Source organism: Nonomuraea sp. NPDC049625 (assembly GCF_040675285.1).
Lineage (GTDB): Bacteria > Actinomycetota > Actinomycetes > Streptosporangiales > Streptosporangiaceae > Nonomuraea > Nonomuraea angiospora_A.
The window spans coordinates 131,987-157,511 of sequence record NZ_JBFAOQ010000022.1 but is presented as its reverse complement, the minus strand read 5'-3'; the positions used below and the strand labels follow the sequence as shown (position 1 = coordinate 157,511).

Sequence of the window (25,525 nt, the reverse complement as noted above, 5' to 3'; positions counted from 1 at the left end):
GGGCGTTCCTTCAGGGCGGGCGGGTGATCAGGTGGCGAGGGGGAGGGACAGGACGAGGCGGACGCCCCGGGAGAGGGGCTCGGCGCGGACCGTGCCGCCGTGGGCCTCGGCGATCTGGCGCACGATGGCCAGCCCCAGCCCCGAGCCGGGCAGCGAGCGGGCCGCCTTGGCGCGGTAGAAGCGGTCGAAGACGAACGGCAGGTCCTCTGCGGCGATGCCGGGCCCCTGGTCGGCGACCGACAGCGCGCCGGTCGCGGTCACCTCGACCAGCACCTCCCCGCCCGGCGGGCTCCACTTGATCGCGTTGTCGACCAGGTTGGCGGCGGCGCGTTCGACGGCGTCGGGATCGGCGTGGACCAGGCACTCGGCCAGCTCGTCCCGCAGCCTGACGTGCGGCGCCCGGCCCCGCGCCCTGGCGATCACGCGCTCCGCCACCAGGTCGAGGCGGACGTCCTCGGTGTGGATCTGGACGTCGCCGTACCTGGCCAGCTCCACCAGGTCGTTGACCAGCACCCGCAGCTCGCCGGCCTGCGCGCGGGCCTCGTGGACCAGGGCCGGGGCCTGCGGGTCGGCGGTGCCGCGCCCCTCGCCCAGCAGTTCGAGGTTGGTGATGAGGCTGGTCAGCGGGGTGCGCAGCTCGTGCGAGGCGTCGGCGACCAGGCGCCGCTGGGCCAGCAGGGACTCGTTCAGCGCGCCGGTCATCGTGGTGAACGAGCGGGCCAGCCGGGCGACCTCGTCGCGCCCGCTGCCGTCGAGCCCGCCCGCGGTGAGCGTACGGGTGGCGGTGACGTGCTCGACCACCTCGGTCAGGCGGCCGATGGGGCGCAGCACGCGCCCGGCGAGCAGCCGCGCCCCCGTCCCGGCGATCAGCGCGCCGCCCAGGATCAGCGCCCCCAGCAGGAGCTTCAGGCTGTTCAGCGTGTCGTCGTCCCGGTCGAGCGGGAACGCGGTGCGTACCAGCCCCTGGTCGACCTGGCCCAGCGGAGCCGTGTAGACGCGGTAGCGCGCCCCGCCGTAGCTCACCTCCTGGAAGTACGGCGAGAGCTTGCCCCACGCGACCCCGGTGTCCCTGTCGGAGAGCGGGACGAAACCGGTGGTCGGCCCCGGATTCACGGGAGGCGGGAAGAACTGGAGCAGCGTGTTGCCCACGGAGACCGGATAATCCGGCAGGGGCGCGCGGGTGGCCTTGAACGAGGCCAGCAGCTGGGGCGCCTGCCCGGCGGCCAGCACCAGCTCGCCGTCGTGCTGGCCGCCCAGCCCGCTCGCCATCGCCGGATAGACCACCAGCGAGGCGATCAGCAGGGCCGCCGCCACCACGGCCGCCCCGGCCAGGGCGACCCTGGTCCGCAGCGTCACGGCTCCTCCCGCAGCACGTACCCCAGCCCGCGCACCGTCTGGATCAGCCGCGGCTCGCCCCCGGCCTCCAGCTTGGCCCGCAGGTAGCTGATGTAGACCCACAGCGCGTTGGACGACGGGCCGAAGTCGTACCCCCAGACCGCGTCGAAGATCACGCCGCGGCTCAGCACCCGGTTCGGGTTGCGCAGGAACACCTTCAGCAGCGTGTACTCGGTCCTGGTCAGGTCGAGCACCCGCACTCCGCGGGCGGCCCGGCAGGCGGCGGTGTCCAGCTCCAGGTCGGCGAAGCGCAGCACCTCCTCGGCCGCGCCGCTGCGCCGCAGCAGCGCGCGCAAGCGGGCCCGCAGCTCCTCCAGCGCGAACGGCTTGACCAGGTAGTCGTCGGCCCCGGCGTCCAGCCCCGCGACCCGGTCGGCGACCAGGTCGCGGGCGGTGAGCATCAGGATCGGCGTGCGGTCGCCGCCGGCGCGGAGGCGACGGCACACCTCCAGCCCGTCCAGGCCGGGCATCATGATGTCCAGCACCACCGCGTCCTGCCGCCCGCCGCCGGCCGCCTCCAGGGCGCGCAGGCCGTCGGCGGCGGTGCTCACGTGATAGCCCTCACGGGCGAGCGCGCGCGTCAGCGAACGGCGCACCGCCTCGTCGTCGTCGGCCACAAGGACGTGCATGATCCCACTCTCCTCGCCGTGCCCGCCGCCGCCCACCCCTGAGCGCCTGCTGACGGCCGGGCGGGATGGCCGCCGTCCAGCCCCGCAGGCTGGTCGCCCGCCCGGCCGGTCAGGATCCCGGGGTCTTGACGGCGTCCGGCCCGATGTCCTCTCCCTGTACGAAGGATCGCTTGAAGTCGTCCAGCGCCTGGAGCAGCCGTTCCGCCGACACGCCCAGGCGCTCGGCTATCGCGGCGAACTCCGGTGATTTCGGATTTATACCGCCTTTCTGGCTGAGGAGGTTCAGCTCTTCCTCGGCGGCGGTCGCCCGGTCGAGCCCGACGCCCAGCGAGGCCGCCAGCGCCTTGGCCAGCATCCCGTTCTCGACGAGATGCTCCTGCTTCTTCACGTCCTGTTTCTTCACATCGGGCTTGTTCACGTCGGGCGAGCACTTGCCGTCGAGCTCCGCGGCCTTGGCCGCCTTGGCCTTGGCGATGTCGGCAGGCGTGCACGCCGCCGCCTTGGCGCACGGGTCGCCGGCAGGTGTGCACGTTGCGATCTTGGCGCACGGGTCGTCGGCGGGGTCCCGCTGGGACGAGGCCGCCAGCGCCCCCGACCCGCCCAGCGTCAGCACCAGCACCATGCCGGCGGCCAAGCCCAACTTGCGTCGGTCCATGTCGCGTCTCCTTCTCCCGACCGGCCGGCCGCTCCGGCCCGGTGGCTGCCGCCAGCCAACCCGGCCCACCTTCACCCAGCCGTCGGCGAACCTTAGAAACGCCCTAGAGCAGGCGGGGCAGCACATGGGCGTGAGCGCGGCCGGGTGGAAGGCGTCGGTGGTGGTGATGGCCGAGCGGACGTCATGACGGAGTGTTGGTGATTGCCCAAATATGTGTGGATAGCTCATGATTGGCGGCTGTGGACCGTTCCCGCACTGTCGTGCGCGAGCGCGCCGGGTCGGGTGGGGACTCGTAGATCAGGGGGTGCCATGCTCGACATCCAGGTCCTCGGACCACTCCAGGCCAGTCTGCACGGTCGTCACGTGGACCTCGGCCCGGCCAGGCAGCGGGCCGTGCTCGCGCGCCTGGTGGCGGCGGGCGGCCAGGTCGTGTCGGCCGACCGGTTCATCGACGACCTCTGGCAGGGCCAGCCGCCGCCCAAGGCGCTGGCCGCCCTCCAGGTCTACGTCTCGAACCTGCGCCGCGCGCTGGAGCCCGACCGCCCGCCGCGCGCTCCGGCCACGGTGATCGTGAGCGCCCCGCCCGGGTACCGGCTCCGCCTGGCCGAGGAGAACGTGGACGCGTGGCGGCTGCCCGGGCTGATCGACGCCGCCGGGAAGGCACTGCAGCAGGACGCGGCGGCGGCCGCGTACGACCTGCTCGACGAGGCGCTGGGGCTCTGGACGGGATCCGCGTACGGGGAGTTCGCCGAGGAGTGGGCGGTGCCGGAGGCGACCAGGCTGGCCGAGCTGCGGCTGATCGCCGTCGAGTACCGGGCCGAGGCCGCGCTCATGCTGGGCCGCCACGCCGAGGCGGCCCCGGAGCTGCGCCGGCACGTCGACCGGCATCCGCTGCGCGAGAACGCCGTGCGCCTGCTGGCCCTGGCCCACTACCGGTCCGGCGGCCAGGCGGAGGCGCTCTCGGTGCTGCGCCGGGCCAGGGAACAGCTGGCCGACGAGTTGGGGGTCGATCCCGGCCCGGTGTTACGCGCCCTCGAACAGGACATCCTGCGCCAGTCGGACTCCCTGAACGCGCACCCCGTACCCAGCCCGGAGCCCGCACCCGCGCAGGATCCGGTGCCCGCTCCCGGGCCCGCGCTCGTCGGCAGGGAGCGCGAGCTGGCCGTCCTCCGGGAGGAGGCCGCGCACGCCGCCCAGCGCACGGTCTGGCTCGGGGGCGAGCCGGGCGCGGGGAAGAGCGCGCTGGCCGAGGCGTTCGCGGCGGAGCTGGGGGAGCGCGGATGGCGGGTGGCCATCGGCCGCTGCCCGGAGATCGACGGCGACGCGCCGCCCGCGTGGGCGTGGAGCGAGGTCGTCCGCCGGCTCGCCGCCGCCCGCCCGCCGGACGACCCGGCCGGGCTGGCGCCCCTGCTGCACGACGGCGTGGCGATCCAGAACCAGTTCCGGCTGGCCCGGTCGGTGGCCGACTACCTGGCGGCCAACGCGCCGCTGGTCGTCGTGCTGGAGGACGTGCACCGCGCCGACGGCGAGACCCTGCACCTCCTGCGCCACCTCAAGCCCACGGCCAAGCTGCTGGTCCTCGCCACCCACCGGCCCGCCGAGGCGACCGACGACCTGGCCGCCACGCTGGCCGCCCTCGCCGCCGGGAGCAGGCACCTGGAGCTGCCCGGACTCGGCGAGTCCGACGTCGCCGCGCTGCTCGCCCGCCACTGCGAGCGCGAACTCGGGCCGGCGACCGTGCGCACGATCGCCGAACGCACGCTCGGCAACCCCCTGTTCGTCTGCGAGATCGCCCGGCTGCTCGCCTCCGAGGGGCCCGCCGCCGCCGAGGCGCTGCCGCCCGGCGTGCGCGACCTCATCCGGCGCAGGATCAGCCGCCTGCCCGCCAGCGCCCAGACCGTCCTGCGCAACGCCGCCGTCATCGGCAGGGACGCGGACGTGGACGTCCTGATCGCGCTGCACGACGGGGACGAGGACACGGTCTTCGACGGGGTGGAGGCCGGGGTCCTGACGGGGCTGCTGGCCGAGCCCGGCCCCGGCCGGCTGCGGTTCACGCACGTCCTGGTCAGGCAGGTGCTGTACGAGGACACCGCCAGGATCCGCCGTACCCGGCTGCACGGGCGGGTGGTGACGGCGCTGGAGCGGATCCGCCCCGGAGACGTGGCGGCGCTGGCCCATCACGCGCTGGAGGCGGCGGCGCCGAGCGCGGTGCGGTACGCGCGGGCGGCGGCCGTACAGGCGTCCGGCCTGCACGCGCACCGGGAGGCGGCGGCGCTGTGGCGGGCGGCGCTGGAGTTCGCCGAGGACGACGAGACCAGACTGGAGCTGCTGTGCGGGCTGGTGTCGGCGCTCGGGCACGCGGGCGACGTCATCGGCGCCGTGGCCGCCCGCACCACCGCCGTCGAGACGGCCCGCCCACTCGCGGGACGCGTCGCAGGCAGGCCTCTCGCCAGGGCCCTGACCTCGTACGACGCGCCCGTGATCTGGACGATCCAGCAGGACTCCCGCTACGACGAGGACTTCGTCGCGGCGGTGCGGTCGGAGCTGGCCGCGGGACCCGACGACGAGACGCGCTGCCGGCTGCTGGCGGCGCTCGTCTTCGCGCTGGAGGGCCACGATGACGTCCGGGTGGACGGCGCCGGAGCCGAGGCGGTGGCGCTCGCGCGCCGGCTCGACCGCCCCGAGCTGCTCTGCCTGGCACTCAACGCGCGCTACTTCGCCGTGCTCTCCCCGGACCGGCGCGACGAGCTGGAGGCCATCGGCGGCGAGCTGCTGGAGCTGGGGAGCACCCACCGGCTGGTCGCCTACCTCACGCTGGGCCACAGCGCGCTGCTCATGGCCGCGTTGGGCCGCAACGACGTGGCGGCCGCGGCGCGCCACGCCGACCGCGGCGTGGCGGTCTCCACCAGCGGCCAGCTCGGCCTGTCGCTGGTGATCCTGACACTCTTCGGCGCGCAGCGGAAGCTGGTCGAGGGCGACTTCGACGCCGCGGAGGCTATCTACACCGGGGTCTCCCGGCAGATGGCCGAGCGCGGCGGCGCGAACGCCGAGGCGCTGGGGATACTGGGCAGGTTCGTGGTGCGGCTGGCCCGCGGCAACGTGCGCGACTCGCTGGACGAGCTCGCCTTTTTGTGGGAGCACGTGCCCAATGACGGCACGGCCGAGCTGTACGCGGCGGCGCTGGCGGCGGCGGGCGAGCCGGAGGCCGCCAGGCGGGTCTGGCAGCCCGGGTCGTCCCAGTCGCGCGACTACTACTGGCTGCTGTGGGAGGGGCTGCGCGCGCAGACCGCCGTCGCGCTGGGGGACGTCGAGGTGGCCGTCCGCTGCTACCACAACCTGCGGCGGTGGGAGGGGGAGCTGGCCGGGATGCACAGCGGGTCCGTCACGCTCGGGCCCGTCGCGCTGCTGCTCGGAGACCTGGCGCGCCTGATGGGCCAGGATCCGGACGCGCACTACGCGCGGGCGGAGGAGGTCGCGGAACTGGTCGGCTCGCCCCACTGGGCCCGGGCGGCCCGTGAGAGGCGGGGTCACCTGCCGTAGCCGAAGATCAGCGCCTGGCGGCGCCGGTGACCGCGGTCGAGCACCCTGAGCAGGAGCGCGAGCACCGGCCCCGCCAGTTTGCGCAGCTCGGCCAGCTCCTCCGGCCGCGCGTACTGGCCGATCCGCGGCAGGTCGAAGCCGATGTCCCCGCCCTTGCGCACCTCGTCCTCGACCGACTTCCAGTCCGCCTCCGACACGTATTTCGCGATGACGGGGAAGAGCAGCCGCTCCTCCTCCTCGATGTGCTCGTCGAGGAGGTCGGCGAGCGTCGTCAGGGCCTTGGCCATCCGGCCCGCCGCCGCCCGGTCCGTGCCGAGCCGGGCAGCGGCGGCGGTGATCTCCTCCAGCAGCGGGTCGAGCTCGGCGTGGTCGTCGCTCAGGTCGCTCAGGTCCACCTCGGCGCCGGCCGAGCGCACGATGACGGGCCAGAGCACGTTGTCCTCGGCCTGGTGGTGATGGTGGATGCCGGCGCACAGCTTGGTGGCGAACGTGGCGATGGCGTCGAGCCGGGCCGGATTTGCCCGCTCCTCACCGGCGGCGAGCCCGCTCATCAACGTGGCCAGGCGGCGCGCGTCGCCGCGCATGGCGCGGTGCGTGATGCGGAATCCGAGCATGTTGGGGGCCATGGGATGCTCCTTCGATCGGGGGATGCCACCAGGGTGCGCCCCCGTACTTAGACCTCCCTTGGCGACGACTTGGCGCGGACTCATCGCCTCCGAACGGCGCCAATGTGGACAGCCCCTGAACCCCTCCGCCGCGTCCGTCACGTCACCAGTCGCGGGTCGCGATCAGCTCCTCCATGTCCGCGTCCGCGAACCCATAGGCCGTCGCCACGAACCAGAAGTCCTCGGCGATCACCTCGCGCGCCACCGTCTCCATCTGGCTGCCGGCCTCCAGGAACTCGACCGCCAGCTCGTTGAACTCGTCCGTCGCCGCCTGCGTGAGGACGTACAGCGCCGCGAGGTCCGACGGCCGCTCGGCCTCGATCCGCTCGCACAGGCGCAGCAAGATGTCCCTGCCCTTGTCGACGAGCCGGCGAGGGTAGTAGGCGTCGTCGTACATGCCTTTGAGGAAAGGGTGGCCGGTGGGTGGCACCTTGATCTCCTTCGCGCCGTGATCCGGTGTGCCGATCCTGCCCGACGCCACCGACAACGGCCAGTATGGAGCGCATGAACGCAAAGCCCGGGCGTCCGCGTCTGTTACGTGAGCTGAATGATCGAGCCGCGCTGGAGCTGCTCGGCTCGTCGGGAGCGCTGACCCGGGCGCAGGTGAGCGAGAGGACCGGGCTGTCGAAGGTGACGGCCAATCATGTCCTGTCCCGCCTGGAGGAGCGCGGCGTGGTCGTCAGGGCCGGTGTGCAGGAGGGCGGACGCGGGCCCAACGCCGTCCTCTACGGGCTCAACCCCTCGTGCGGCTATGTGATCGGGGTCGAGGTCTACCTGGACACGACGACCGCCGTGCTCGCCGACATCACGGGGCGGGTGCTGGCCGAGACGACGGTCCCGACCGAGGCCGCCGAGGATCCGGCAGAGGCGATGCACGCGATCGTGGAGCGCCTCACCCGGACCGCGCGGATCGACCCGGCGCAGGTGCGGGCATGCGTGATCGGCCTGCCCGCTGTCATCGATCCTGGTACGAGCCTTGTCCACTTCTGCTATGACATGCCCGCGTGGTGCGGGGACGTGCGCGAAGCCCTCCACCGGAGGCTGCGGCTGCCCGTCACGATCGACAACGACGTCAACCTCGCCGCGATGGCGGAGCGGGCGCTGGGGGCAGCGAGCGACGTACGCAACTTCGTCCTGGTCTGGATCGGACGTGGGCCCGGCTCGGCCGTCATGGTGGGCGATCAGCTCTTTCGGGGGACCGTGGGCGCGGCCGGTGAGCTCGGCTGGATGCCCGTCCCCGGGGCGGCCGTGAGCGACGGCGGCTTCGACCGCAGCCGCCATGAGGTGGGGGCCGCGTTCCAGTCCCTGGTGGGCTGGCGGGCGGTGCAGGAACTCGCCGAGAGGCACGGGATCGCGGCCGAGGACGCCGAGCGCAGCGTGGCGGGGGCGGTGGGGAGTGCGGCCGGGGCGGCGGGGGCGGGCTTCCTCGATGAGCTGGCCCGGCGGATCGCGTTGGGGGTCGCGTCCATCTGTGCCGTTCTCGATCCCGAACTCGTCGTGCTGGGCAGCCACGTCGGTTCCGCCGGAGGCGACGAACTCGCCGGCCGCGTCCAGCAGGCGGTGGCGCGCATGTGCCTGGCCAGGCCACGGGTGGAGGCGAGCGCGATCCTGGACAGGCCCGTGGTGCGCGGCGCCCTGCTGGTCGCGGTGGAGCAGGCACGTGAGCGGGTGTTCTTCACCGACCTGTGAACGGCGTCGGCCTGAGGGCTCGCCGACCTGGGCAGCGCCCGGAATGATCGCTAATCTGCCACAATGTCATCCCATTATCGAGCGCCTGGCGCGTTAGCACTCGCGGCGGCCGTCGCACTCACCACGACGTCGATCGCACCGGCGCACGCGGCGCCCACCGCCGCCGAGGATCGGGTCTTACGGGTCTACAACAACAACATCGAGAACCTGGTGAGGAACAACGCCGACGGCACGTGCACCCGGGTCTCGGGCCCGGACCACCTCGCCTCGATGCTGGTCGACGACGACGGCAAGACAGGCACCTCCGGCGTGCAGGCTCCCGATCTCCTGATCGTGCAGCAGGTGCGCGGCACCGGGCAGGCCACGGCCTACGCCGACCAGCTCGGGGGCATGTTCGGATATCCGGCGGGCACGTACAAGGCGATCGTGGCCTGGGACAACCCCGAGGAGTGGGGCAGCACGCACAAGTGCAGCCAGCAGTCGCTCGGCGACCTGAAGAAGCGGCAGACCAACGCGATCATCTACAACACCCGAACGCTGGGCCTCGCGGCGGGCGACATCTCGAAGTACTGGAGCGCGGGCTGGTTGAAGCCCGGGACCTCGTACGCCGGCGGGGCCGGTTGCACGCTGTACAAGCCGCCGGACAGCGACGACGGCACCACCAACCAGTACAAATGGAAGCGCACGAGCGCCATCGCGGCGAAGTTCACGATCAAGGAAACCGGGACGACGGTCTTCGCCGCGACCATGCACCTCCCGGAGCAGAACGGTGCGAACGCCTGCGCGGGCGCGGGCGACACGGGCATCGCGAACTCCGGCATCCACGTCGGCGCGGACGCCACGAGCCTCATGAACGCGTCGACGATCCGCGTGATCGGGATCGACGCGAATCGTACGAACATCGCCGCCACGACCCTCGGCGGCTTCGGCATGACCGGCTACGGAGCGAAGACGACCTCCGGTTCCAGGAAGATCGACTACCTCTTCGTCAAGGGCACCGTGCGGTCGTCGAGCATCGACCACACGGTGAGCAGCACGAAGTCGAACCATCTCGCGCTGTACGGCTTCATCGAGTTCTGACGGCGCTGGGTGCAAATTGGCGGCGCGCACCTGCGCGGGCGGCCCGCGCGCGCAGGTGCGCGGACGACGGAACGGCTCACTACACAGCCACTATAAGATCGCCACAAATCCGGTTCGGGTTCTGTCAAAACGATAGTGAAGGTGATCATCCCCGCCTTAAGATCACTTCCATGCTGATTCGCCGGACATTACGGATGATCACTGCTCTGGCCGCGACCTGCACCGTCGCGATCGCCGGGGGCGTGGGGACGGCCCAGGCCGAAGAAGCCCGCGTGTCATCCCAGGGGCAGTTGCTGTTCTACAACCACGCCTACAGCGTGGTGGACCGCGAGACGGCGGACGCCGTCGAGAACTCGGCCTACCTGCGCGAGTTCGCCAACTTCGAGGTCCGGACCACGACCGGTGGCGGCCTGACCTGGAAGGGCCGCTACCTCAAGGGCCGCGAGACCTACATGGAGCTGTTCGGCGAGGGCGACCTGCCCGGCCAGGACGCTCTCTTCGGCTCCGCCGGGCTGGCCGTCTCGACCGAGCGCTCCGGCGACCTGGCCAAGGTGACCGCGCAGCTGAAGGCCCAGGGCGTCTCCGACCCGGCCGAATACCGCCAGACGCGTGACTTCGGCGATGGCGTCCCGATCCCGTGGTTCGACACCATCCGCACCACCTCCGCCCAGTACGAGGCCTTCGACCCGTGGGCGATGGAGTACTTCCCCGAGTACTTCGCCGACCCGCGCAGCCAGACCGAGCCGGAGAGCTACCCCGGTGACGTCAGCCGGGAGCGCTACCTGCCCGACACGTACCAGGACCGCCTGATGCGGGACATCACCTACATCCGCATCGGTGTGACCGCGCGGGACCTGGCCATCGCGCTGCCGGTGCTGCGAGCCGGCGGGTTCGAGGTCGCGACCGTCGGGGGCGGCGCCATCGCGAGCGGCGGTGGCACCACCATCCAGCTCGACTCCGTCGCGCGTGAGCAGGCGGGCCTGAAGCGGGTCAGCATGTCGCTCAACCGCGCCGTGGAGACCCGGCACGAGGAGCGGATCGGACGTTCGACCCTCGCCGTGGGTCCTGGTGCCCGCGCCGAGTGGACCTTCGACGCCCCGCAGTAACACTTCCTCCAGGCGCCCGGCCGGCTGACGACGCTGATCGTCGCCGACCGGGCGTCGTCGTTCCGCGGGTCACCCAAGGCTCTCGTTCCGGCGTGCGCCCCACACCGCCAGCCCGGCCACCAGGACGAGAACGCCGGCCAGCCACAGGATGCCCTGGAGCGGCAAGGCGTCGACGATCGCGCCGCCGGCCAGCGCGCCGAGACCGATCGAGAGGTTGAACACCGCCACCCACAGCGCGGAGGCCTCCTCGACCGCCTGCGGCGCGACCTTGATCATCCACGTCTGGAGGCTCGTGGAGACCCCGCCGTACACCAGGCCCCAGACGACGAGCAGCGTCACCCCGCCCGCACCGGTGAGCCCTGCCACGGGGAAGAGCAGCACGGTCACCCCCAAGGTGACGGCGATGACGAGGACCGTGCGATGGAGCCGTTTCGCCACGACGGCGCCCGCGACGAAGTTCCCCACGACGCCCGCCACGCCGAATCCGAACAGCAGCGGCCCGACGAGCTGCTCGTCGATGCCGGACAGGTCCCGCAGCACGGGACCGATGAACGTGTAGGCCGAAAAATGGCCGGTCACGATCAGGAACGTCGCCAGGATGCCGACCCGGACGCCCTGGTTGCGGAGCTGACCGGCCAGCCGCCGCAGGCCGACGGGCTGAGCGGCGGTCAACGGTGGCAGCACGGCCAGCAACGCGACCAGCACGGCGAGCGCGAGGGCGCTCAGCGCGCCGAACGCGATCCGCCAGCTCGCCAGCCCGCCGATCATCGTGCCGATGGGGACGCCGAACACGTTCGCGGCCCCGACGCCACCGAAGATGATCGCAGTGGCCCGCGGTACGTGCGAGGCCGCGACGAGCCGTACGGCCAGACCGCCGGCGATGGCCCAGAACCCGCCGATCGCCACCCCGACCAGCACGCGGGCGGCGATCAGGAGCGGATAGTCCGGGGCCAGGGCGGAGGCCAGGTTGGCGAGCGTCATGAGTCCCATCAAGGCGACGAGCAGGATCCTGCGATCCAGCCTGCCGACGAGCACCGGCACGACCGGCGCCGCGACGGCGGCGACGATGCTGGGGACAGTGACCATCAACCCTGCCGCGCCCTCGGACACCGACAGCGCCGATCCGACGGGGGTGAGCAGCCCGATGGGGAGCTGCTCGGCCGTCACCAGGAGAAATGTGCCGAAGGCCACGGCGGAGACCGCGATCCAATGATTCCTCGCCGACGGGTCTCGCCCGGTCGTCGTGGGGTGCGTTGCCGTCACGTCGTATCTCTCCTCTCTCATTTGGGAGCGATCGCTCCCATATGACGACACACCCTAATACGGGAGCGATCGCTCCACAACGTTGGTAGAGTGGCGGCCATGGCACGGCCGAGGGAGTTCGACGAGCAGGACGTGGTCGCCAAGGCGACCCGCCTGTTCTGGCGTCGTGGCTACCACGCCACGTCGGTCCGCGACCTGGGCTCCGAGCTCGGGCTCAAGCAGAGCAGCCTGTACCGGACCTTCGACGACAAGCACACGCTGTTCTTGCGGACGCTGGACCACTATCGGGCGACCGAGTCCACTCAAGCCGAAGAGCTGCTCACCGCTCCCGGTCCCAGCCTCGAGATCCTGCGGGAGTGGCTGATCTGGATGATCAGCCACGAGGCCGGACTCGGTTGCTTCGTGGTCAACACGGCCGCCGAACTCGGCACCACCGACGCCGAGGTCCGGCAAAGGACCGAGGCCGCGTTCGACGTCACCCGGAAAACCCTGTCGTCGCTGCTGCGCCGCGGCATCCGCGACGGCGACCTGCCCGCCGCATTGGACATCGACGCCGCGGTGGAGGTGCTGTTCACGACGGTGCTCGGCCTGCGGGTACGCGAACGCGCCGGACACGACCCCCAACGGCTCGCCACGGCCATCGACTTCACGATCAAAACGCTCGCGACATCCGTGATCTGATTCGCATACGCCCGCCATCGCCGGAAGCCCGCCTGGCAGCGGCACGGCCGCTCTGGGATTCCCGGGCGCCGCGCGGTCGTACTCGGTGCTGCTGCTCACGCGCTCATGCCGTCCAGGATCGCGCCCGACCGCCTGCTCGGCGGCCGGAATGTGGGCCGGCGGGTCATCCGGCCACCGCGTACGTGGCCGAGACGGTGCCGGTCCGGTAGCTGTGCGAGGTCAGGAGCGTGCAGGTCAGCCGGTCGCCGTCGTCCTCTAACAACTTCCTGCCCTCGCGGACGACGACCGGGTCGATGAGCAGCCGTAGCTCGTTCATCCGATCCGCGAGCCCATGGAAGGGGCCGTGCCGCCGATCCGGCGATCCGACGACCCCGTCCAGCGACGAGAACAGCTCCGCAACGATCTTCCTCATCGACATTCCTCTGTTTCCTGGGGCTTCCAGCCTGGCCCGACAGGCCGTACCAGGACATCCGTGAAGATCACCCGACTACCACGGAGCCGACACTGATTCGCCGCTGAGAAGCACGTACGCCACAATGGGCCGCATGGTCCCTGGCGAGCCGCGGGAGGTCTCGCCCCGCGAGGCCGAGGTGCTGGCGGGCTTGGCCGAGCACCTGACGAACGCGCGGATCGCCCACCGGCTGCAGATCTCGGTCCGTACCGTGGAAAGTCACGTCTCCTCGCTGCTGCGCAAGTACGGCGTGGCCAACAGGGCGGCCCTGGTGGCCCTGAGCGGGCATCAGCCGTCCCCTTCGGCCAGGCCGGGGCACGTTGAGGGGATCCCGGTCAGCCACACGTCCTTCATCGGACGCCGGCAGGAGCGGCAGGAGGCGCTGGCGGCGCTGACAGACGGCGCGCCGGTCTGCCTGGTGGGGCCCGGCGGCGTCGGCAAGACCCGGCTGGCCGCCGTGCTGGCGCAGGCGGCCTCGGCATCGTTCCCCGCCGGCGGGGCGTTCATCGATCTGACCCCGGTCGGCGAGGGGTTCGTCCTGCGGACCGTGGCTGACGCGCTGGGCCTGGCCGAGCGCCTTCCCCAGCCGCTGGAAAGCGTGGTCGCCGAGCGGCTCGCGCTGGGACGGTCGCTGCTGGTCCTCGACAACTGCGAGCACCTGCTGGACGAGGTCGGCGACCTGGTGGAGAGACTGCGCTCGGACTGCCCCCAGGCGGGGATGCTGATCGCGAGCAGGGAGCGGCCGGGCCTGCCCGGCGAGCGGGTCATCACGGTGCCGCCGCTGGCGGGGGAGGCTGAGACGCTGTTCCTGGACCGGGCACGCGCGATCGATCCAGGGTTCGCCGCGGAGCCCGCGGTCATCGCCGAGGTGTGCGCCCGGCTCGACGGGCTGCCGCTGGCGATCGAGCTGGCCGCCTCGCGGGTCGCCGTACTGGGCATCGACGCTCTGCGGGTGGGGCTGCAGGACCGGCTTCGGCTGCTGTCGGGCGCGCGCGGCAGGCCGCCCCGGCACCGCTCGTTGCGCGCGGTCATCGGCTGGAGCCACGACCTGCTGGAAGAGGAGGAACGCGCGCTGCTGCGCCGCCTGGCGGTGTTCGCGGGCGGGTTCGACCTGGCGGCGGCCACGGCGCTCATGCCGGACACGCCGCCCAGTGCGACGGCCGACGTCATCGGCCGGCTGGCCGACAAGAGCCTGCTCGGGGTGGTGGGCGGTGGCCGGTGGCGGCTGCTGGAGACCATCAGAGCCTTCGCCGCCGACCGGCTCGCGGACAGCGGCGAGACCGAGAAGACCCTCCAGCTCCGTCTGCGCTGGGCCGCGGGCACGGCTTCGACGCTGGAATCACGGCTCGACGGCAACTGGGCACCGCAGTTCGACCTGGTGGCCGACGATCTGCGGGCCACGCTCGCCGGCACGCCCGCCGTACCGGACCGGCAGGCTCATCGCCTGGCCAGGTCGCTGGCGCATCTGACGTTCGCCCGGCGCTTCCATCGGGAGGCGATCGGCCACTACCTGGCCGCCGCCGACCGGGCCCGCGACGCCGCGGACGGTCACCAGGACCTCCTGAGCGCGGCCGCCACGGCCGTCTCGATCGCCGACGGCCCGCTGGCCTTCCGCCTGCTGATGCGTGCCGCCGACCAGGTTGAACCCGCCGACCAGATCGAAGAGGCCGACCAGGCTGCAACCGCCGGCCTGCGCGCCGCCACGCTCGCCTCCGCCCTGGTGGTCACCCACCGCTACAGAGGCGCGCACGACCGCGACCCGATGTCCGAACACCTGCCGGCGCTGATCGACAAGGCGACCGTCGGCGCCGCCCCTGCCGATTCGCGCACCGCGGCGCTGGTGGCGACCGCGCGGGCCTGGGACCAGGACGGCCTCGAACTCGCCCGTTCCGCCGTCGAGGCCGCCCGTGAGTGCGGCGACGTCATCGTCCTCCTGAGCGCGCTGGACGTGCTCACCCGCGCGTACGCGCGGGCCGGCCGGATGCGCGCCGTCCAGCGGATCTGCCGGGAGCGGCTCACGCTCATCGAGGATCTGCCGGCACACGAGCCGTCCGCCGCGGCCGAGATCGTCGACACCTTCCACTCCGCCGCGCGGGCGGAGCTGTGCGTCGGCGACCTGCCCGCCGCACTCGCCGTCGCCGACCGCGCGCAGCGCGAGGACCCCATCGGCGAACACCCCTACCTGTCCATCCCCAAGACCATCCGACCGCTCGCCCTGAGCGGTCGTTTCCCGGAGGTCTTCCAGCAGGCGCCCGCCATGTGGGAGGCCTGGCATCAGGCAGGCAGCCCGCGCAGCGCCTGGATGTCGACCGCGATCTCCGCCGCGGCGCTCGCCCACGGGCTGGCAGGCACCGGCGAGTTCGACCTCTGGCGCTCGCGCGCGCTGGAGATGGCCAGGATGGAGGACGCGGCCTCCTCGCCGGTCCTGGCCCCCTTCGCCGCCTTCGTCGACGCCAGGGTCGCCGTCCACACCCGCGCCTACCATCAGGCCGCCGCACTGGTCGAGCGCGCTTTCGCCCCCTTCGCCGTGCGCTGGTACGAGGCCTACGCGCGCTCCGCCGGAGCCGAGCTGGCGGTCGTCGCCGGTTTGCCGGAGGCGGCCGAACGGCTCGCCGCCGCCATGCCGTACGCCGAACAGAACGACTGGGCGGCCGCCTGCTTGGCCCGTACCCATGGGATCCTGCACGGCGACCGCGACGCGCTGGCAGAGGCGGTCGAACGGTGGACGTCGATCGACGCCCGATTCGAGCGCGCCTGCACGCTGCGTTTGCTCCCCGGCCGCAAACCGTAGGCTCGGGTGCGCGCCGACGGGTCAGCACCGGTGCGGCGAGACATCCTGAGCAGGGCAGCGGCCCGATCACCCAGCAAACCGGCTGCGGCCGGGCCGGGGGAGCGGTGGTCAGCTCGGGATCGGGCTGCCCTCGCAACCTCTGCCGATCCGGCCCGTCTCGAAGTACCGCACCACGTCGGCGGCGCACTTGGGCACCCGGGTGGTTGACACGTGCACGTCGTCGGCGACCGTGTAGACGGTGCCGCCGATGGCGCGCCGCGTCTGCAGCGTCCAGTCATAGGCGGACATGAACTCGTACAGGTGCCCCGCCAGCACCAGCGACCCGCTGCTCCGCTTCAACGTGGCCTGCTGCACCGGCAGCGGCCAGCCGGGACACATGGCAGGCACTCCCCAGGCCCGGCCGGTCGCCGGATGGCGCTTCACGAGCTGCTGGTACTGACGCCAGGCGGTGTCGAAACCGGCCCGGCTGCTGTCCTCGTTGCACGCGACGGCCAAGTTCATGGTCATGTTCAGCGTTTCGGGCGCGCCGGGAACGGACGGCCCCATCATCGGCGCGCCGAGCAGCTCCTTGACGGTGGCCGGGGCGGTGGAGCCCGTCGCCGTCCGCAACTCGGCCAGCGCCTTGCCCGCGCGTACCCACTCGGTCGAGTTGCGCCTGGCCAGGTCGGCGACGGCCGAACCGTCGACGGGCCGCTGCAGGTCGGTGTAGGTCTTGGGGCTCTTGTCGTACGCGCGGACCAGCTTCGCCACCTCCTCGCGCACCTGCCGAGCGGTGGCACCGAGACCGTAGGTCCCGTCGCGGCGGGCCAGCCAGGCGGCCATGCGCCCGAAGTTACGCTCGGCCGCCTCCGCGGCGCCCTTGGCGTGCTCGTCGATACGGGTCCACGGCGGCGCCACGCTGTCCAGGAAGGCCCGTCCGGTGTGCCCGGGATACAGGCTGCGGTACACCATGCCCAGGTAGGTGCCCCAGGAGAAGCCGAGCAGGTTGAGGCTGCGCTCGCCCAGCGCGGTCCGTACCACATCCAGGTCCTTGGCCACGTTCTCGGTGGTGAGCTGTCCGAGGAAGGCGGGGTCGGAGCGTCCGCACTTCTCGTTGGAGGCGACCTGGGCGTCGTAGATCTTCCTGGCCGTCTCCTTGGTCAGCGCGCCGGGCTCCTGCGGGCCCTGCGGTGAGAGGGGGCAGGCGACCTTGGTGCTGTACCCGACGCCGCGCGGGTCGAAGCCGATGATGTCGTACCGCTCGTTGAGCCCGGCCATCTCCTCGTTCCTGAGCGCGGCCCGCAGGACCGGGTCCAGGTATCCGCTGTTGCCCGGCCCACCAGGCAGGACGGCGACGGCGCCGAGCCGGTGGGCCTCGTCCGTGGCGGCCAGCCGGGTCACCGCGATGTCGATCTTCCGCCCGTCGGGGTCACGGTGGTTCAGCGGGACGCTGACCGTCCCGCACTCCAGGCGCTTCATCAAGGAGCGGAAGGCCGCGACCTTGTCCTCCGCCACGCCCAGGCCGCGGATCACCTCATCGGAGTAGGCCGGGCAGGATTTCCACTGCACGGAAGACACGTCGGGGTTCGAGGTGGCGCTCGCCGCGGAAGGATGCGCCACCAACCCAGCCAGCGCCAGGGCCAGCGCCGCCAGTGAAGTTCGGTACGTCATGCGGGCCAGTAATAGAGCAGGAGTTGTTTCCTCACCGTTTCCGTGAGGACGGTCGCCGATCGATGCTCCACCGGATTCGGGAGCCCGAGCATCACTCCAGGGGCAGGGGGCGGCGTGGTACGGGCGCGGTGTGGATGAGAGACGTGGTCGTGTGACCGTACGGGGTGAACAGGTCGAGGATCGGTTCGAGCTCGTCGACCGCCCGCAGGTGCATCGTGAAGTAGAAGCAGTCGTCGCCCGTCATCCGGTAGCACTCGACGATCTGGGGGACTTCCTGGGCGATCTTGGAGATGCGGTGCAGTTCCCGGAGCGCCGGGCGGATGCGAACCATCACGGTGACCGGAAAGCCCATGGCCCGCGGGTCGACCTCGGCGTGATAGCCGGTGATCACTCCGGTCTCCTCCAGCCGCTGCACCCTGTCGGCCACCGCGGGGGCCGACAGGGCGACCCGGCGGCCCAGTTCGGCGAAGCTCACTCTGGCGTCGATCTGCAGCTCGGCGAGGATACGAAGGTCGAGGGCGTCGATCCCCTTGGATTCGTATGCCCGCTCGGGTCTGATCTTTCGATTCGCCATTCTCCTAAATTACGGGCTGGCCGACGATAGGGGTCATGCCGCCCACCGGCCCTCGCACCGTCCTGTCGGCGGCGCCTCCATGGACCTACGGCCTCCGCGGTGAAAACCGCGCTCTCACAGGAAGGTAAGACGACATGCGATACGTGAAGCTGGGCTCGTCAGGACTGCGGGTCTCCCGGATCTGCCTGGGCATGATGACGTACGGCGATCCGGGTTCTCGGGAGTGGATGCTGCGCGAGGACGCGGCCGAGCCGATCGTGCGGCGCGCGGTCGAGGCCGGTGTGACGTTCTTCGACACCGCCGACATGTACTCCGACGGCGTGAGCGAGGAGATCACCGGGCGGCTGCTCGGCAAGCTCTTCGCCAGCCGCGACGACTACGTTCTCGCCACGAAGGTCTACTTCCCGACAGGGCCGGGCCCGAACGACCGAGGGCTGTCCCGCAAGCACGTGCTGTCCGCCATCGACGCCTCGCTGACCAGGCTCGGAACCGACTATGTCGATCTGTACCAGATCCACCGCTGGGACGACGAGACCCCGATCGAGGAGACCATGGAGGCCCTGCACGACGTGGTGCGGGCCGGCAAGGCGCGTTACATCGGAGCCTCCAGCATGTACGCCTGGCAGTTCGCCAAGGCGCAGCACACCGCTCAGGCGGCCGGCTGGACCCAATTCGCGTCGATGCAGAACCACTACAACCTCGTGTACCGGGAGGAGGAGAGAGAGATGCTCCCGCTCTGCCTGGACCAGGGAGTGGGCGCCATCCCGTGGAGCCCGCTGGCACGCGGACTGCTCACCGGCAGCCGCCACCGCGACGGCCGGCGGCGCACGGTCCGATCCGGCAGCGACCCGCTGGCCGACAGCATGTACGAGGACGCGGATTTCGACGTCGTCGACGCCTTGCGCGCGGTCGCTGACGAACGAGGACTGCCTCCGGCGCAGCTTGCGCTCGCATGGCTGCTCGGGAGACCTGGTGTGAGCGCGCCGATCGTCGGGGCGAGCAAGGTGGGTCATCTGGACGATGCCATCGCGGCGGTGGAGGTGTCCCTGAGCGAAGAGGAGGCGGCCCGCCTGGAGGCCCCGTACCGGCCACATCGAATCATCGGGCACTCCTGAAAGCCGGTCGCCGCCACTCCGCCTACCTCGAAGGATCTGCTCTGCCCCCAGCGCGGCAGTGCTGATCTGGCGGGGCCGGCGCGGTCCTCTAGTTCCCTCTCCCGTTCTGCGCTGCCCGGTCCGATTCGGGCAGTTGCCAGTCGGCCGTCCACAGCCGCGTTCCCGAGCGGCGGTCGAGGCGGCGCAGGAACGACAGGACGCCCGCGGTGCCGGTGCTCCAGGTGTAGGCCGCCTTGTCGAGGTCGTTGCCGGGGAAGACCGGCTGCGCCGGCTCGCCGCCGGCCCGTACCAGCATCTGCTCGGCGATGTTCTCGGCGTGGCGCCAGTAGTCGTCATCGCCCGTGACCATCGCCAGGTCGACTAGCGCTTCGCCGATGCCGGCCAGGCCGCAGCACTGAGAGACCACCCAGGCCTGCGGGGCGACGACCAGGCACGCCCGCGCGCCCCGCTCGGCCAGCTCCAGGTAGCGGTCCTCGCCGTACGCGCGGGCCGCGCGGGCCAGCGTGCCGGTGATGCCCGACATGCCCTGGCACCAGGAGGCCCCCATGGCTCGGGCATCCGGGCCGTGCAATTCGCCGATCAGCGCCTCGGCCTGGACGGCCAGCGCCGCCAGCCGCTCCCGGGCCGCCTCGCCCGCCGCTCGGTCGCCGGTGGCCGCGTGGTAGGAGAGCAGGAAGTCCGCGCAGCCCGCGTCGCCGTGGGCGTACGCCGTGTCGACCGACACGCCGGAGCCGGGCTGGGCGGGTGCCACGGCGTCCTGCGACCGCGTGACCTCCCCGGCGACCAGCAGCCGGGCGCACTCAGCGGCGATCCGCAGATGCCGGGCATCGCCGGGGTCGATGGCGGCCAGGGCCAAATGGCCCGAGCCGATGCCTGCCACGCCGTGTGCCTGGTCGGCCCGCTGCGGGCCGTCGATGGTGACGGGGGCCGGCGCCGCCAGATCCGGCGCGGCGCTCAGACGGGCCGCGGTCAGGAACAGCGCGGTGCCGGTACGGCCGAAGTACAGCGAGGGCGGGAGCTTGGCGGGCGGCATCACGCGGGCCGTCCACCGGGCCAGGTCGGCGGCCACGGCCTTGGCCTCCGGGTGGTGCAGCAGTTCCATGCCGACTCCGGCACTGCCGCCGTAGACGTTGGTCACCGGCGGGCTCTCCCGGCGGGCGTCCTCGGGCGCGGCCATCAGCTGCTCGGCGAAGGCCGCGCACTCGCGCACGGCGTGGTCGAGCGCCTTGGACAGCAGTTCCCCGGTGAGCCTGGGCGGGGAGGGCGGCTTCCACCGTCCCGCCTGCGGCTGTTCGGTGGCGGGCCGCCCGTCGCCGAGGCCGGTCACGGCCGGTACGGGACGCGGCCGGTCGGCAGGAGCCGGTGCTTGGGCGGGTCTGAGCTCGGCGGCGGCGGCGGTGCGGTCGGCCGGGTCAAGGCTCAGCAGGCCGGGCAGCAGGCCGAGGACGCCCGTCGTGACGTCCGGGAACATCCCCGCCAGGCACATGAGCGTGCGCTCGACGTTGCGGACCGGGTCCGGGCCGATCATGATCGGGTTCATCCCGGTGGCCGCGAAGAACAGGGTGGCGCCCAGCGAGAAGTAGTCGTCGGCGGGCACGGAGCCACGGTCGGTGTGCTGGTCGGGAACGCTGTAGCCGCGGCTCCAGCCGGGCAGCTGCAGCCCGTCGTACCTGCTGTTGCCGAAGTCGATCAGGGTGCAGCGGCCGTCCTCGCCGAGCACGACGTTCTTGGGCGACAGGTCGCGAATGACGACGCCGTGCGCGTGCACCGCGTCGATCACCTCCAGCAGCCGGACGGCGAGTGTGCCGAGGTCGCGCTCGCCGGTGGCGGGCTCCTCGGTGAACAGGCCGTTCTCCGCGACGAATCGGTTGAGGTCGCGGCTGCCCGCGTCGGTCATGACGAGGAACTCGTCCTCGCCGTGCCGGAAGTGGTCGATCGGCTCCGGAACGCCTGCCACGCCCGTGAGCGCCTGCAGGACGCGCAGCTCGTTGCGGAGGTACATCCGCAGGTCCCAGCCCTCGACGTTCTCCCCGACGTACGCGCGGGCCTCCTTGACCACGACCCGCCGCCCGGCGGCGTCGGTGGCGCGGTAGACGTTTCCGCGCGGGCCACGCACGACGCCGGACGTCACGCGGTACCGGCCGCCGATGAGCCGCCCGCTGCCTCCGTCGGCGGCCTGCCCGGTTGTCTGCGCGGGCGGCAGCGTTCCCAGCGTTCCCAGCGACGGCCGTTCGTCGGGCTCCGACGGGCCGGCCCCGGCAGGCTCCGTGGGACGGAACGGGTCGGTGGCCCAGGGCGGGCAGGTGAACTCGGGGCCGGCCGCGCCCGGCAGTTGCTCGCCGTCCGGCCCGATCACGATCAGCTCGAAGTCGCCGTTCTCGTCCACGCGATACTGCGGGGCGAACGGGGCATACCTGTAGTACACCGGAGCATCGGGACGGACCCGCCGATCGCTGACGATGCGCGGGGCCGACAGCCCGGACAGGGCGTCGGCGAGGGCGTGGCCCAGTGCGACCACCGCGTCCTGCTCCGGGTAGACCGTCATGGCCTTGCCCACGGCTCCCGGGTCGACGTCGCCGGAGTTGAGCTCCATGAGCCTGTGGGTGGACCGGGCGACCTTGAAGGCACAGCCGGTGCCGGCCAGGATCGGCAACGCGCGGTCAAGGGTGTCGTTGAGGGTGCCGGGACGTGCGGAAATGTGGATTTTCCAGCCCTGCAACGGAATGTCGTGGTGAGGGTCGTGAACGCTGATCCACGTGTCGTCCTCGTATATTTCCCTACCATTCGACTCTGCAAATTGGGTAAGGCGGTCGAGCACATTAAAGTCCACGGTCATCCCTCGATAACGGAGCGCATCGGCCTGATATGAGAAAAAGGCCATCAGAGCACCGCCGACGGCCTTTCCCCAGCACCTCTCGTCACCACGCTTGACCGCGTGGGATCAGGTGCTTCACACGATGGACGGGCAGCAAGGGAAGCTGCTGCAGACCGTACGCTTGCAGGTGTTGACGCAGGCCTGGGGGCCGTGGAGCAGCTTGTTCAGCTCGCCTTCGAAGTCGACGGCGAGGTCTTCGTACTCCAGGACTCCGGCGTCGCGGGGCTCCAGGGCGAGGACCGACATAAGGGCTCCTTCCTTGGCCACCTATGGGCGGCCGACGTAGGGATCCGAGCCTCGGGATGGCGCCGGTAGGCACCTTTCCCGCGCTCCGCCCGCGACCGGGAACTGGCTAGATGTCCCCGCGTCGCAAGCAAACGGACGCATTATGTGCATATATCCGGAAGCATGTCCAGAGGTAGCCGTAACAGCCAAAAATGTGTTTACATGCGCCTTTACAGTGGGAGTTGGATCTTCTAGATTGACGTGCGTGATGGGGGGATCTCTGGCGCGCCGGTTTCCGAACGGCGCCCTCGCGTGAGGCTCTGGCGTCGCCGACGCAGGACGAGCGTCCCGGACGACCGTTCGGGGCTCGTGGTCGCGTACTGGGAGAGCCACGACGAGCACCTGCTGACCGCCACCCTCGGTACGATCGCCCGCAGGCTGCCGTCCTTGGTGGCCGCCGCGTTGCGGATGGCGTGGGAGGCCAGTCCCCGCGACACGGTCGTGGCCCTGGCGGGCAACCTCGCGGCCGGCATCTTCACGGTCTTCGGCCTGGTGGCCACCTCCGACGTGCTGGCCTCGCTGCTGGCCGCCGGTCCCACACCCGACCGGGTATGGACCGCGCTGCCCTCGCTGCTGCTCGTGGCCGCCGCCACCGGGTTGCGCGGAGCGCTGCTGGCCGGTGCCGGATGGGCGCAGGCCAGGCTGAAACCGCTGGTCGAGCGGCTGGCCGAGACCCGCCTGTTCGAGCTCACCACCCGGGTGGAGCTGGCCGCGTTCGACGACCACGACTTCCACAACGCGATGCGCCGGGCCCGCGACAGCGGCGTGCCCGACACCGCCACCGTGGTGGAGACGACGATCGCCGCGGTCACCGGCGCGGTGGGCGTGCTGGCCTCGGCCGTGGCGCTCGGCCTGCTGCACCCGGTCCTCATGCCGTTGCTGCTGGTCGCCGCCGTGCCGGCGGGATGGGCCGCGGTACGCATGGCGCGGCTGGGCTACCAGGCGTTCTACCGGCTGTCCGCCGCGCGGCGGCGCAAGTTCATGCTGTCGGACCTGATGGCCGAACGGCAGCCCGCCGCCGAAGTGCGGGCGTTCACGCTCCGGGACTTCCTGCTCGGCCAGTACGCCAAGGTCGCCGACCTGGAACAGGACGTCCAACTCGACGTGGCACGGCGGCGGGCCGCGACCAAGGCGGGCGGCGACCTGCTGACCGGCCTGGCCACAGCCGGCGTGTACGTGGTGCTCGGCGTGCTGCTGGCCATCGGCGTGATCCCGCTGTCAGTGGCCGGCGCGGCCGTGCTGGCGATCAGGACCGGGCAGGTGTCGCTCACCGCCCTGATCCAGACCATGAACCGGCTCTACGAGGCGGGCCTCTACTTCGGCGACTACCTGGCCTTCTGCGAGATCGCCCGGGAGCGCGTCCCCCCGCAGCCGGCAACCCCTGCCGAGCCGGCGCCGTTCAGCCTGCTGACGGCCGAGAACGTCACGTTCACCTACCCCGGAGCCGACCGGCCCGCACTGTCGGGCGTCAGCGTGACGGTCGGCCAGGGCGAGGTCATCGCCCTGGTCGGCGAGAACGGCTCCGGCAAGACGACCTTGGCCAAGCTGCTGGCCGGGCTGTACCAGCCGCAGGAGGGCACGATCCGCTGGGACGGCGTGGACCTCGACGCGTTCGACGGTGACGCGTTGCGGCGGCGGATCTCCGTGATCGCCCAGGATCACACGCGCTGGCCGCTCACCGTCCGCGAGAACATCGTCATGGGGCACCCCCTGGAGGAGGATCGGCTTGCCGCCGCCTCCGCCGCGGCGGGTGCCGACGAGGTGGTGGCACAGCTGTCCGACGGCTACGACGCGCTGCTCGACCGCCGCTTCCGGGGTGGCCACGACCTGTCGGGCGGCCAGTGGCAGCGCATCGCCGTGGCACGCGGTTTCTACCGCGACGATGCCGCGCTGGTCATCTTCGACGAGCCGACCTCGGCCCTGGACGCCCGTGCCGAGCACGCCCTGTTCGAGCGGATCCGCGGCCACGCCGCCGGCCGCACCGTCGTGCTCATCACCCACCGGCTGGCCAGCGTCCGCTACGCCGACCGCATCTACGTGCTCGACGGCGGCGCGATCGCCGAGCAGGGCACGCACGCCGAGCTGATGGAACGCGACGGCCTGTACGCCGGCCTGTACGAGCTGCAGGCCTCGGCCTACCACCAGACGGTGCCATGATCGTCGCCGAGTCGGCGTACCTCGCCGTGACCGCGGTGCTGCTGGTCGCGGCGCTGGTCAAGCTGCGGGACGTGCCCGGCTTCGCCCGGTCGGTGGCCGGCTACCAGGTGCTGCCGGGCGGCCTGGCCAGGCCGGCCGCGGTGGGCGTGCTCGTGGCCGAGCCGGCCGCCGGCGCGCTGCTGCTCGCTCCAGGCGGCCGGCGGTGGGGCGCCGTGGTGGCGGCAGTCCTGTTCGCCGCGTTCCTGGCGGCCATGGCCTCCGTGATGCGGCGCCGGATGGCCGTGGACTGCGGGTGCTTCGGCGGCCGCGACCTCGTCGGGGCCGGCACGCTGCTGCGTACCGGCCTGCTGCTGGTCCTCGCGGTGACGGCAGCTTGGACCGGGCCGGTCGCGTTCGCGCCCGTCCAGCTTCCGGTGGCGGCGGTCCTGCTCGGGCTGGCCTTCCTGCCCGCGCGGCTGCTACGTGCGGAGAGAGCCTCGTACGGGCCGCGTCCCGGCACGCGCTTCGCGCTCAACGGCAGGCCGGAGCCGGCCGGCGACCGGACGATGTACGCGTTGGTCTCGCCGGCGTGCGGGTTGTGCAAGGCGATGCTGACGGAGTTCGTCGCGACAGCCGACCGCCTGGATGTCGCGCTGGTCAGCGCGGTGGAGGGATACGGTGGCGCCGGGCTGCCCGTGATCGTGGACCCGGAGGTCTTCGACCGCAACGACATCCCGTGGCCGCCGTACGTCGTGGTGACCGACCGCACCGGCACCGTCCTGTCGGCGGGCGGCGCGGCCGATCCGGCACAACTGGAGCAGGTGCTGTCTCGCGCCGAAGCGGTCGCTCTCCGAGACGGGCGATGACACGCGGGACGCCTGTCGTGCGCCGGCACCGGATCATGTCCTGGCGGGCCGGCTACGGCCCGGGACGCCGCGGTCGGGG

General features: G+C 71.9%; 20 protein-coding genes. 9 read left to right on the top strand and 11 right to left on the bottom strand.

Features of this window, described 5'->3' with window-relative positions:
- Positions 1-27 precede the first annotated feature (27 nt).
- From AB0J87_RS55610 to AB0J87_RS55600, 3 genes are all read right to left on the bottom strand, one after another.
- Complete coding sequence (locus AB0J87_RS55610) at positions 28-1,356, bottom strand: HAMP domain-containing sensor histidine kinase (RefSeq protein WP_363982365.1); 1,329 nt, start codon at positions 1,354-1,356, stop codon at positions 28-30.
- Positions 1,353-2,024 carry a response regulator transcription factor gene (locus tag AB0J87_RS55605; protein WP_363982362.1) on the bottom strand — a complete coding sequence of 224 codons (672 nt, stop codon included), beginning with the start codon at positions 2,022-2,024 and terminating at the stop codon, positions 1,353-1,355. Before AB0J87_RS55605 ends, AB0J87_RS55610 begins: the two co-directional genes overlap by 4 nt.
- 109 nt (positions 2,025-2,133) lie before the next feature.
- Entirely contained in the window at positions 2,134-2,679 is a 546-nt protein-coding gene (locus tag AB0J87_RS55600) for a hypothetical protein (protein WP_363982359.1), read from the bottom strand.
- Between the two features lie 309 nt (positions 2,680-2,988).
- Between AB0J87_RS55600 and AB0J87_RS55595 the strand changes: the two genes are divergently transcribed.
- Positions 2,989-6,219 carry a BTAD domain-containing putative transcriptional regulator gene (locus AB0J87_RS55595; protein ID WP_363982356.1) on the top strand — a complete coding sequence of 1,077 codons (3,231 nt, stop codon included), beginning with the start codon at positions 2,989-2,991 and terminating at the stop codon, positions 6,217-6,219.
- Here the strand turns inward: AB0J87_RS55595 and AB0J87_RS55590 are convergent.
- Together AB0J87_RS55590 and AB0J87_RS55585 are read right to left on the bottom strand one after the other, a co-directional pair.
- Positions 6,207-6,845, bottom strand: coding sequence for a hemerythrin domain-containing protein (locus tag AB0J87_RS55590; RefSeq protein WP_363982353.1), 639 nt, complete (start codon positions 6,843-6,845; stop codon positions 6,207-6,209). The genes AB0J87_RS55595 and AB0J87_RS55590 overlap by 13 nt on opposite strands.
- 142 nt (positions 6,846-6,987) lie before the next feature.
- Positions 6,988-7,314 (bottom strand): DUF5713 family protein, encoded by a 327-nt coding sequence (locus tag AB0J87_RS55585; protein ID WP_355210375.1) that lies wholly within the window; start codon positions 7,312-7,314, stop codon positions 6,988-6,990.
- Positions 7,315-7,388: 74 nt separating this feature from the next.
- Here AB0J87_RS55585 and AB0J87_RS55580 point away from each other — a divergent pair, with 74 nt between their 5' ends.
- The 3 genes from AB0J87_RS55580 to AB0J87_RS55570 all read left to right on the top strand — a co-directional run bounded on the left by AB0J87_RS55580 (position 7,389) and on the right by AB0J87_RS55570 (position 10,759).
- Positions 7,389-8,573 carry an ROK family transcriptional regulator gene (locus tag AB0J87_RS55580; protein ID WP_363982349.1) on the top strand — a complete coding sequence of 395 codons (1,185 nt, stop codon included), beginning with the start codon at positions 7,389-7,391 and terminating at the stop codon, positions 8,571-8,573.
- Positions 8,574-8,636: 63 nt separating this feature from the next.
- Complete coding sequence (locus tag AB0J87_RS55575; RefSeq protein WP_363982346.1) at positions 8,637-9,653, top strand: hypothetical protein; 1,017 nt, start codon at positions 8,637-8,639, stop codon at positions 9,651-9,653.
- A gap of 170 nt (positions 9,654-9,823) precedes the next feature.
- Positions 9,824-10,759, top strand: a complete 936-nt coding sequence (locus tag AB0J87_RS55570) for a DUF5829 family protein (RefSeq protein ID WP_363982344.1) — start codon at positions 9,824-9,826, stop codon at positions 10,757-10,759.
- Between the two features lie 69 nt (positions 10,760-10,828).
- On the opposite strand, the gene AB0J87_RS55565 is transcribed toward AB0J87_RS55570, so the two are convergent.
- The gene (locus AB0J87_RS55565) at positions 10,829-12,022 is read right to left on the bottom strand and encodes an MFS transporter (RefSeq protein ID WP_363982341.1); all 1,194 of its coding nucleotides are present in this window, start codon (positions 12,020-12,022) and stop codon (positions 10,829-10,831) included.
- 99 nt (positions 12,023-12,121) lie between these two features.
- Here AB0J87_RS55565 and AB0J87_RS55560 point away from each other — a divergent pair, with 99 nt between their 5' ends.
- A complete protein-coding gene (locus AB0J87_RS55560; RefSeq protein ID WP_363982338.1) occupies positions 12,122-12,703 on the top strand; it encodes a TetR/AcrR family transcriptional regulator in 582 nt (193 codons plus the stop codon).
- Between the two features lie 163 nt (positions 12,704-12,866).
- Here AB0J87_RS55560 and AB0J87_RS55555 read toward each other — a convergent pair whose 3' ends face one another.
- The gene (locus AB0J87_RS55555) at positions 12,867-13,115 is read right to left on the bottom strand and encodes a hypothetical protein (protein ID WP_363982335.1); all 249 of its coding nucleotides are present in this window, start codon (positions 13,113-13,115) and stop codon (positions 12,867-12,869) included.
- A 133-nt stretch (positions 13,116-13,248) separates the two neighbouring features.
- Between AB0J87_RS55555 and AB0J87_RS55550 the strand changes: the two genes are divergently transcribed.
- Positions 13,249-15,945 (top strand): LuxR C-terminal-related transcriptional regulator, encoded by a 2,697-nt coding sequence (locus AB0J87_RS55550; RefSeq protein WP_363982332.1) that lies wholly within the window; start codon positions 13,249-13,251, stop codon positions 15,943-15,945.
- A 108-nt stretch (positions 15,946-16,053) separates the two neighbouring features.
- On the opposite strand, the gene AB0J87_RS55545 is transcribed toward AB0J87_RS55550, so the two are convergent.
- Positions 16,054-17,595: an alpha/beta fold hydrolase gene (locus AB0J87_RS55545; protein WP_363982329.1), complete on the bottom strand. Its 1,542-nt coding sequence runs from the start codon at positions 17,593-17,595 to the stop codon at positions 16,054-16,056.
- Positions 17,596-17,686: 91 nt separating this feature from the next.
- Positions 17,687-18,169 carry an Lrp/AsnC family transcriptional regulator gene (locus AB0J87_RS55540; protein WP_363982326.1) on the bottom strand — a complete coding sequence of 161 codons (483 nt, stop codon included), beginning with the start codon at positions 18,167-18,169 and terminating at the stop codon, positions 17,687-17,689.
- A 134-nt stretch (positions 18,170-18,303) separates the two neighbouring features.
- On the opposite strand from AB0J87_RS55540, the gene AB0J87_RS55535 reads away from it, so the two are divergent.
- Positions 18,304-19,284, top strand: coding sequence for an aldo/keto reductase (locus AB0J87_RS55535; RefSeq protein WP_363982323.1), 981 nt, complete (start codon positions 18,304-18,306; stop codon positions 19,282-19,284).
- Positions 19,285-19,372: 88 nt separating this feature from the next.
- On the opposite strand, the gene lanL is transcribed toward AB0J87_RS55535, so the two are convergent.
- Complete coding sequence (lanL, locus tag AB0J87_RS55530) at positions 19,373-22,120, bottom strand: class IV lanthionine synthetase LanL (RefSeq protein ID WP_363982457.1); 2,748 nt, start codon at positions 22,118-22,120, stop codon at positions 19,373-19,375.
- Between the two features lie 114 nt (positions 22,121-22,234).
- Positions 22,235-22,405, bottom strand: a complete 171-nt coding sequence (locus AB0J87_RS55525) for an SflA family class IV lanthipeptide (RefSeq protein WP_165974944.1) — start codon at positions 22,403-22,405, stop codon at positions 22,235-22,237.
- A gap of 291 nt (positions 22,406-22,696) precedes the next feature.
- Between AB0J87_RS55525 and AB0J87_RS55520 the strand changes: the two genes are divergently transcribed.
- Complete coding sequence (locus tag AB0J87_RS55520; protein ID WP_363982320.1) at positions 22,697-24,601, top strand: ABC transporter ATP-binding protein; 1,905 nt, start codon at positions 22,697-22,699, stop codon at positions 24,599-24,601.
- Positions 24,598-25,446 carry a MauE/DoxX family redox-associated membrane protein gene (locus tag AB0J87_RS55515; RefSeq protein ID WP_363982317.1) on the top strand — a complete coding sequence of 283 codons (849 nt, stop codon included), beginning with the start codon at positions 24,598-24,600 and terminating at the stop codon, positions 25,444-25,446. Before AB0J87_RS55520 ends, AB0J87_RS55515 begins: the two co-directional genes overlap by 4 nt.
- The last annotated feature ends 79 nt before the right edge of the window (positions 25,447-25,525 follow it).

What these genes read in the sequence shown, in the direction of transcription:
- AB0J87_RS55605 (WP_363982362.1), bottom strand. Translation starts at nt 2,024, where the DNA reads ATGCACGTCCTTGTGGCCGACGACGACGAGGCGGTGCGCCGTTCGCTG.
- AB0J87_RS55600 (WP_363982359.1), bottom strand. Translation starts at nt 2,679, where the DNA reads ATGGACCGACGCAAGTTGGGCTTGGCCGCCGGCATGGTGCTGGTGCTG.
- AB0J87_RS55595 (WP_363982356.1), top strand. Translation starts at nt 2,989, where the DNA reads ATGCTCGACATCCAGGTCCTCGGACCACTCCAGGCCAGTCTGCACGGT.
- AB0J87_RS55590 (WP_363982353.1), bottom strand. Translation starts at nt 6,845, where the DNA reads ATGGCCCCCAACATGCTCGGATTCCGCATCACGCACCGCGCCATGCGC.
- AB0J87_RS55580 (WP_363982349.1), top strand. Translation starts at nt 7,389, where the DNA reads ATGAACGCAAAGCCCGGGCGTCCGCGTCTGTTACGTGAGCTGAATGAT.
- AB0J87_RS55575 (WP_363982346.1), top strand. Translation starts at nt 8,637, where the DNA reads ATGTCATCCCATTATCGAGCGCCTGGCGCGTTAGCACTCGCGGCGGCC.
- AB0J87_RS55570 (WP_363982344.1), top strand. Translation starts at nt 9,824, where the DNA reads ATGCTGATTCGCCGGACATTACGGATGATCACTGCTCTGGCCGCGACC.
- AB0J87_RS55560 (WP_363982338.1), top strand. Translation starts at nt 12,122, where the DNA reads ATGGCACGGCCGAGGGAGTTCGACGAGCAGGACGTGGTCGCCAAGGCG.
- AB0J87_RS55555 (WP_363982335.1), bottom strand. Translation starts at nt 13,115, where the DNA reads ATGAGGAAGATCGTTGCGGAGCTGTTCTCGTCGCTGGACGGGGTCGTC.
- AB0J87_RS55550 (WP_363982332.1), top strand. Translation starts at nt 13,249, where the DNA reads ATGGTCCCTGGCGAGCCGCGGGAGGTCTCGCCCCGCGAGGCCGAGGTG.
- AB0J87_RS55545 (WP_363982329.1), bottom strand. Translation starts at nt 17,595, where the DNA reads ATGACGTACCGAACTTCACTGGCGGCGCTGGCCCTGGCGCTGGCTGGG.
- AB0J87_RS55540 (WP_363982326.1), bottom strand. Translation starts at nt 18,169, where the DNA reads ATGGCGAATCGAAAGATCAGACCCGAGCGGGCATACGAATCCAAGGGG.
- AB0J87_RS55535 (WP_363982323.1), top strand. Translation starts at nt 18,304, where the DNA reads ATGCGATACGTGAAGCTGGGCTCGTCAGGACTGCGGGTCTCCCGGATC.
- lanL (WP_363982457.1), bottom strand. Translation starts at nt 22,120, where the DNA reads ATGACCGTGGACTTTAATGTGCTCGACCGCCTTACCCAATTTGCAGAG.
- AB0J87_RS55525 (WP_165974944.1), bottom strand. Translation starts at nt 22,405, where the DNA reads ATGTCGGTCCTCGCCCTGGAGCCCCGCGACGCCGGAGTCCTGGAGTAC.
- AB0J87_RS55515 (WP_363982317.1), top strand. Translation starts at nt 24,598, where the DNA reads ATGATCGTCGCCGAGTCGGCGTACCTCGCCGTGACCGCGGTGCTGCTG.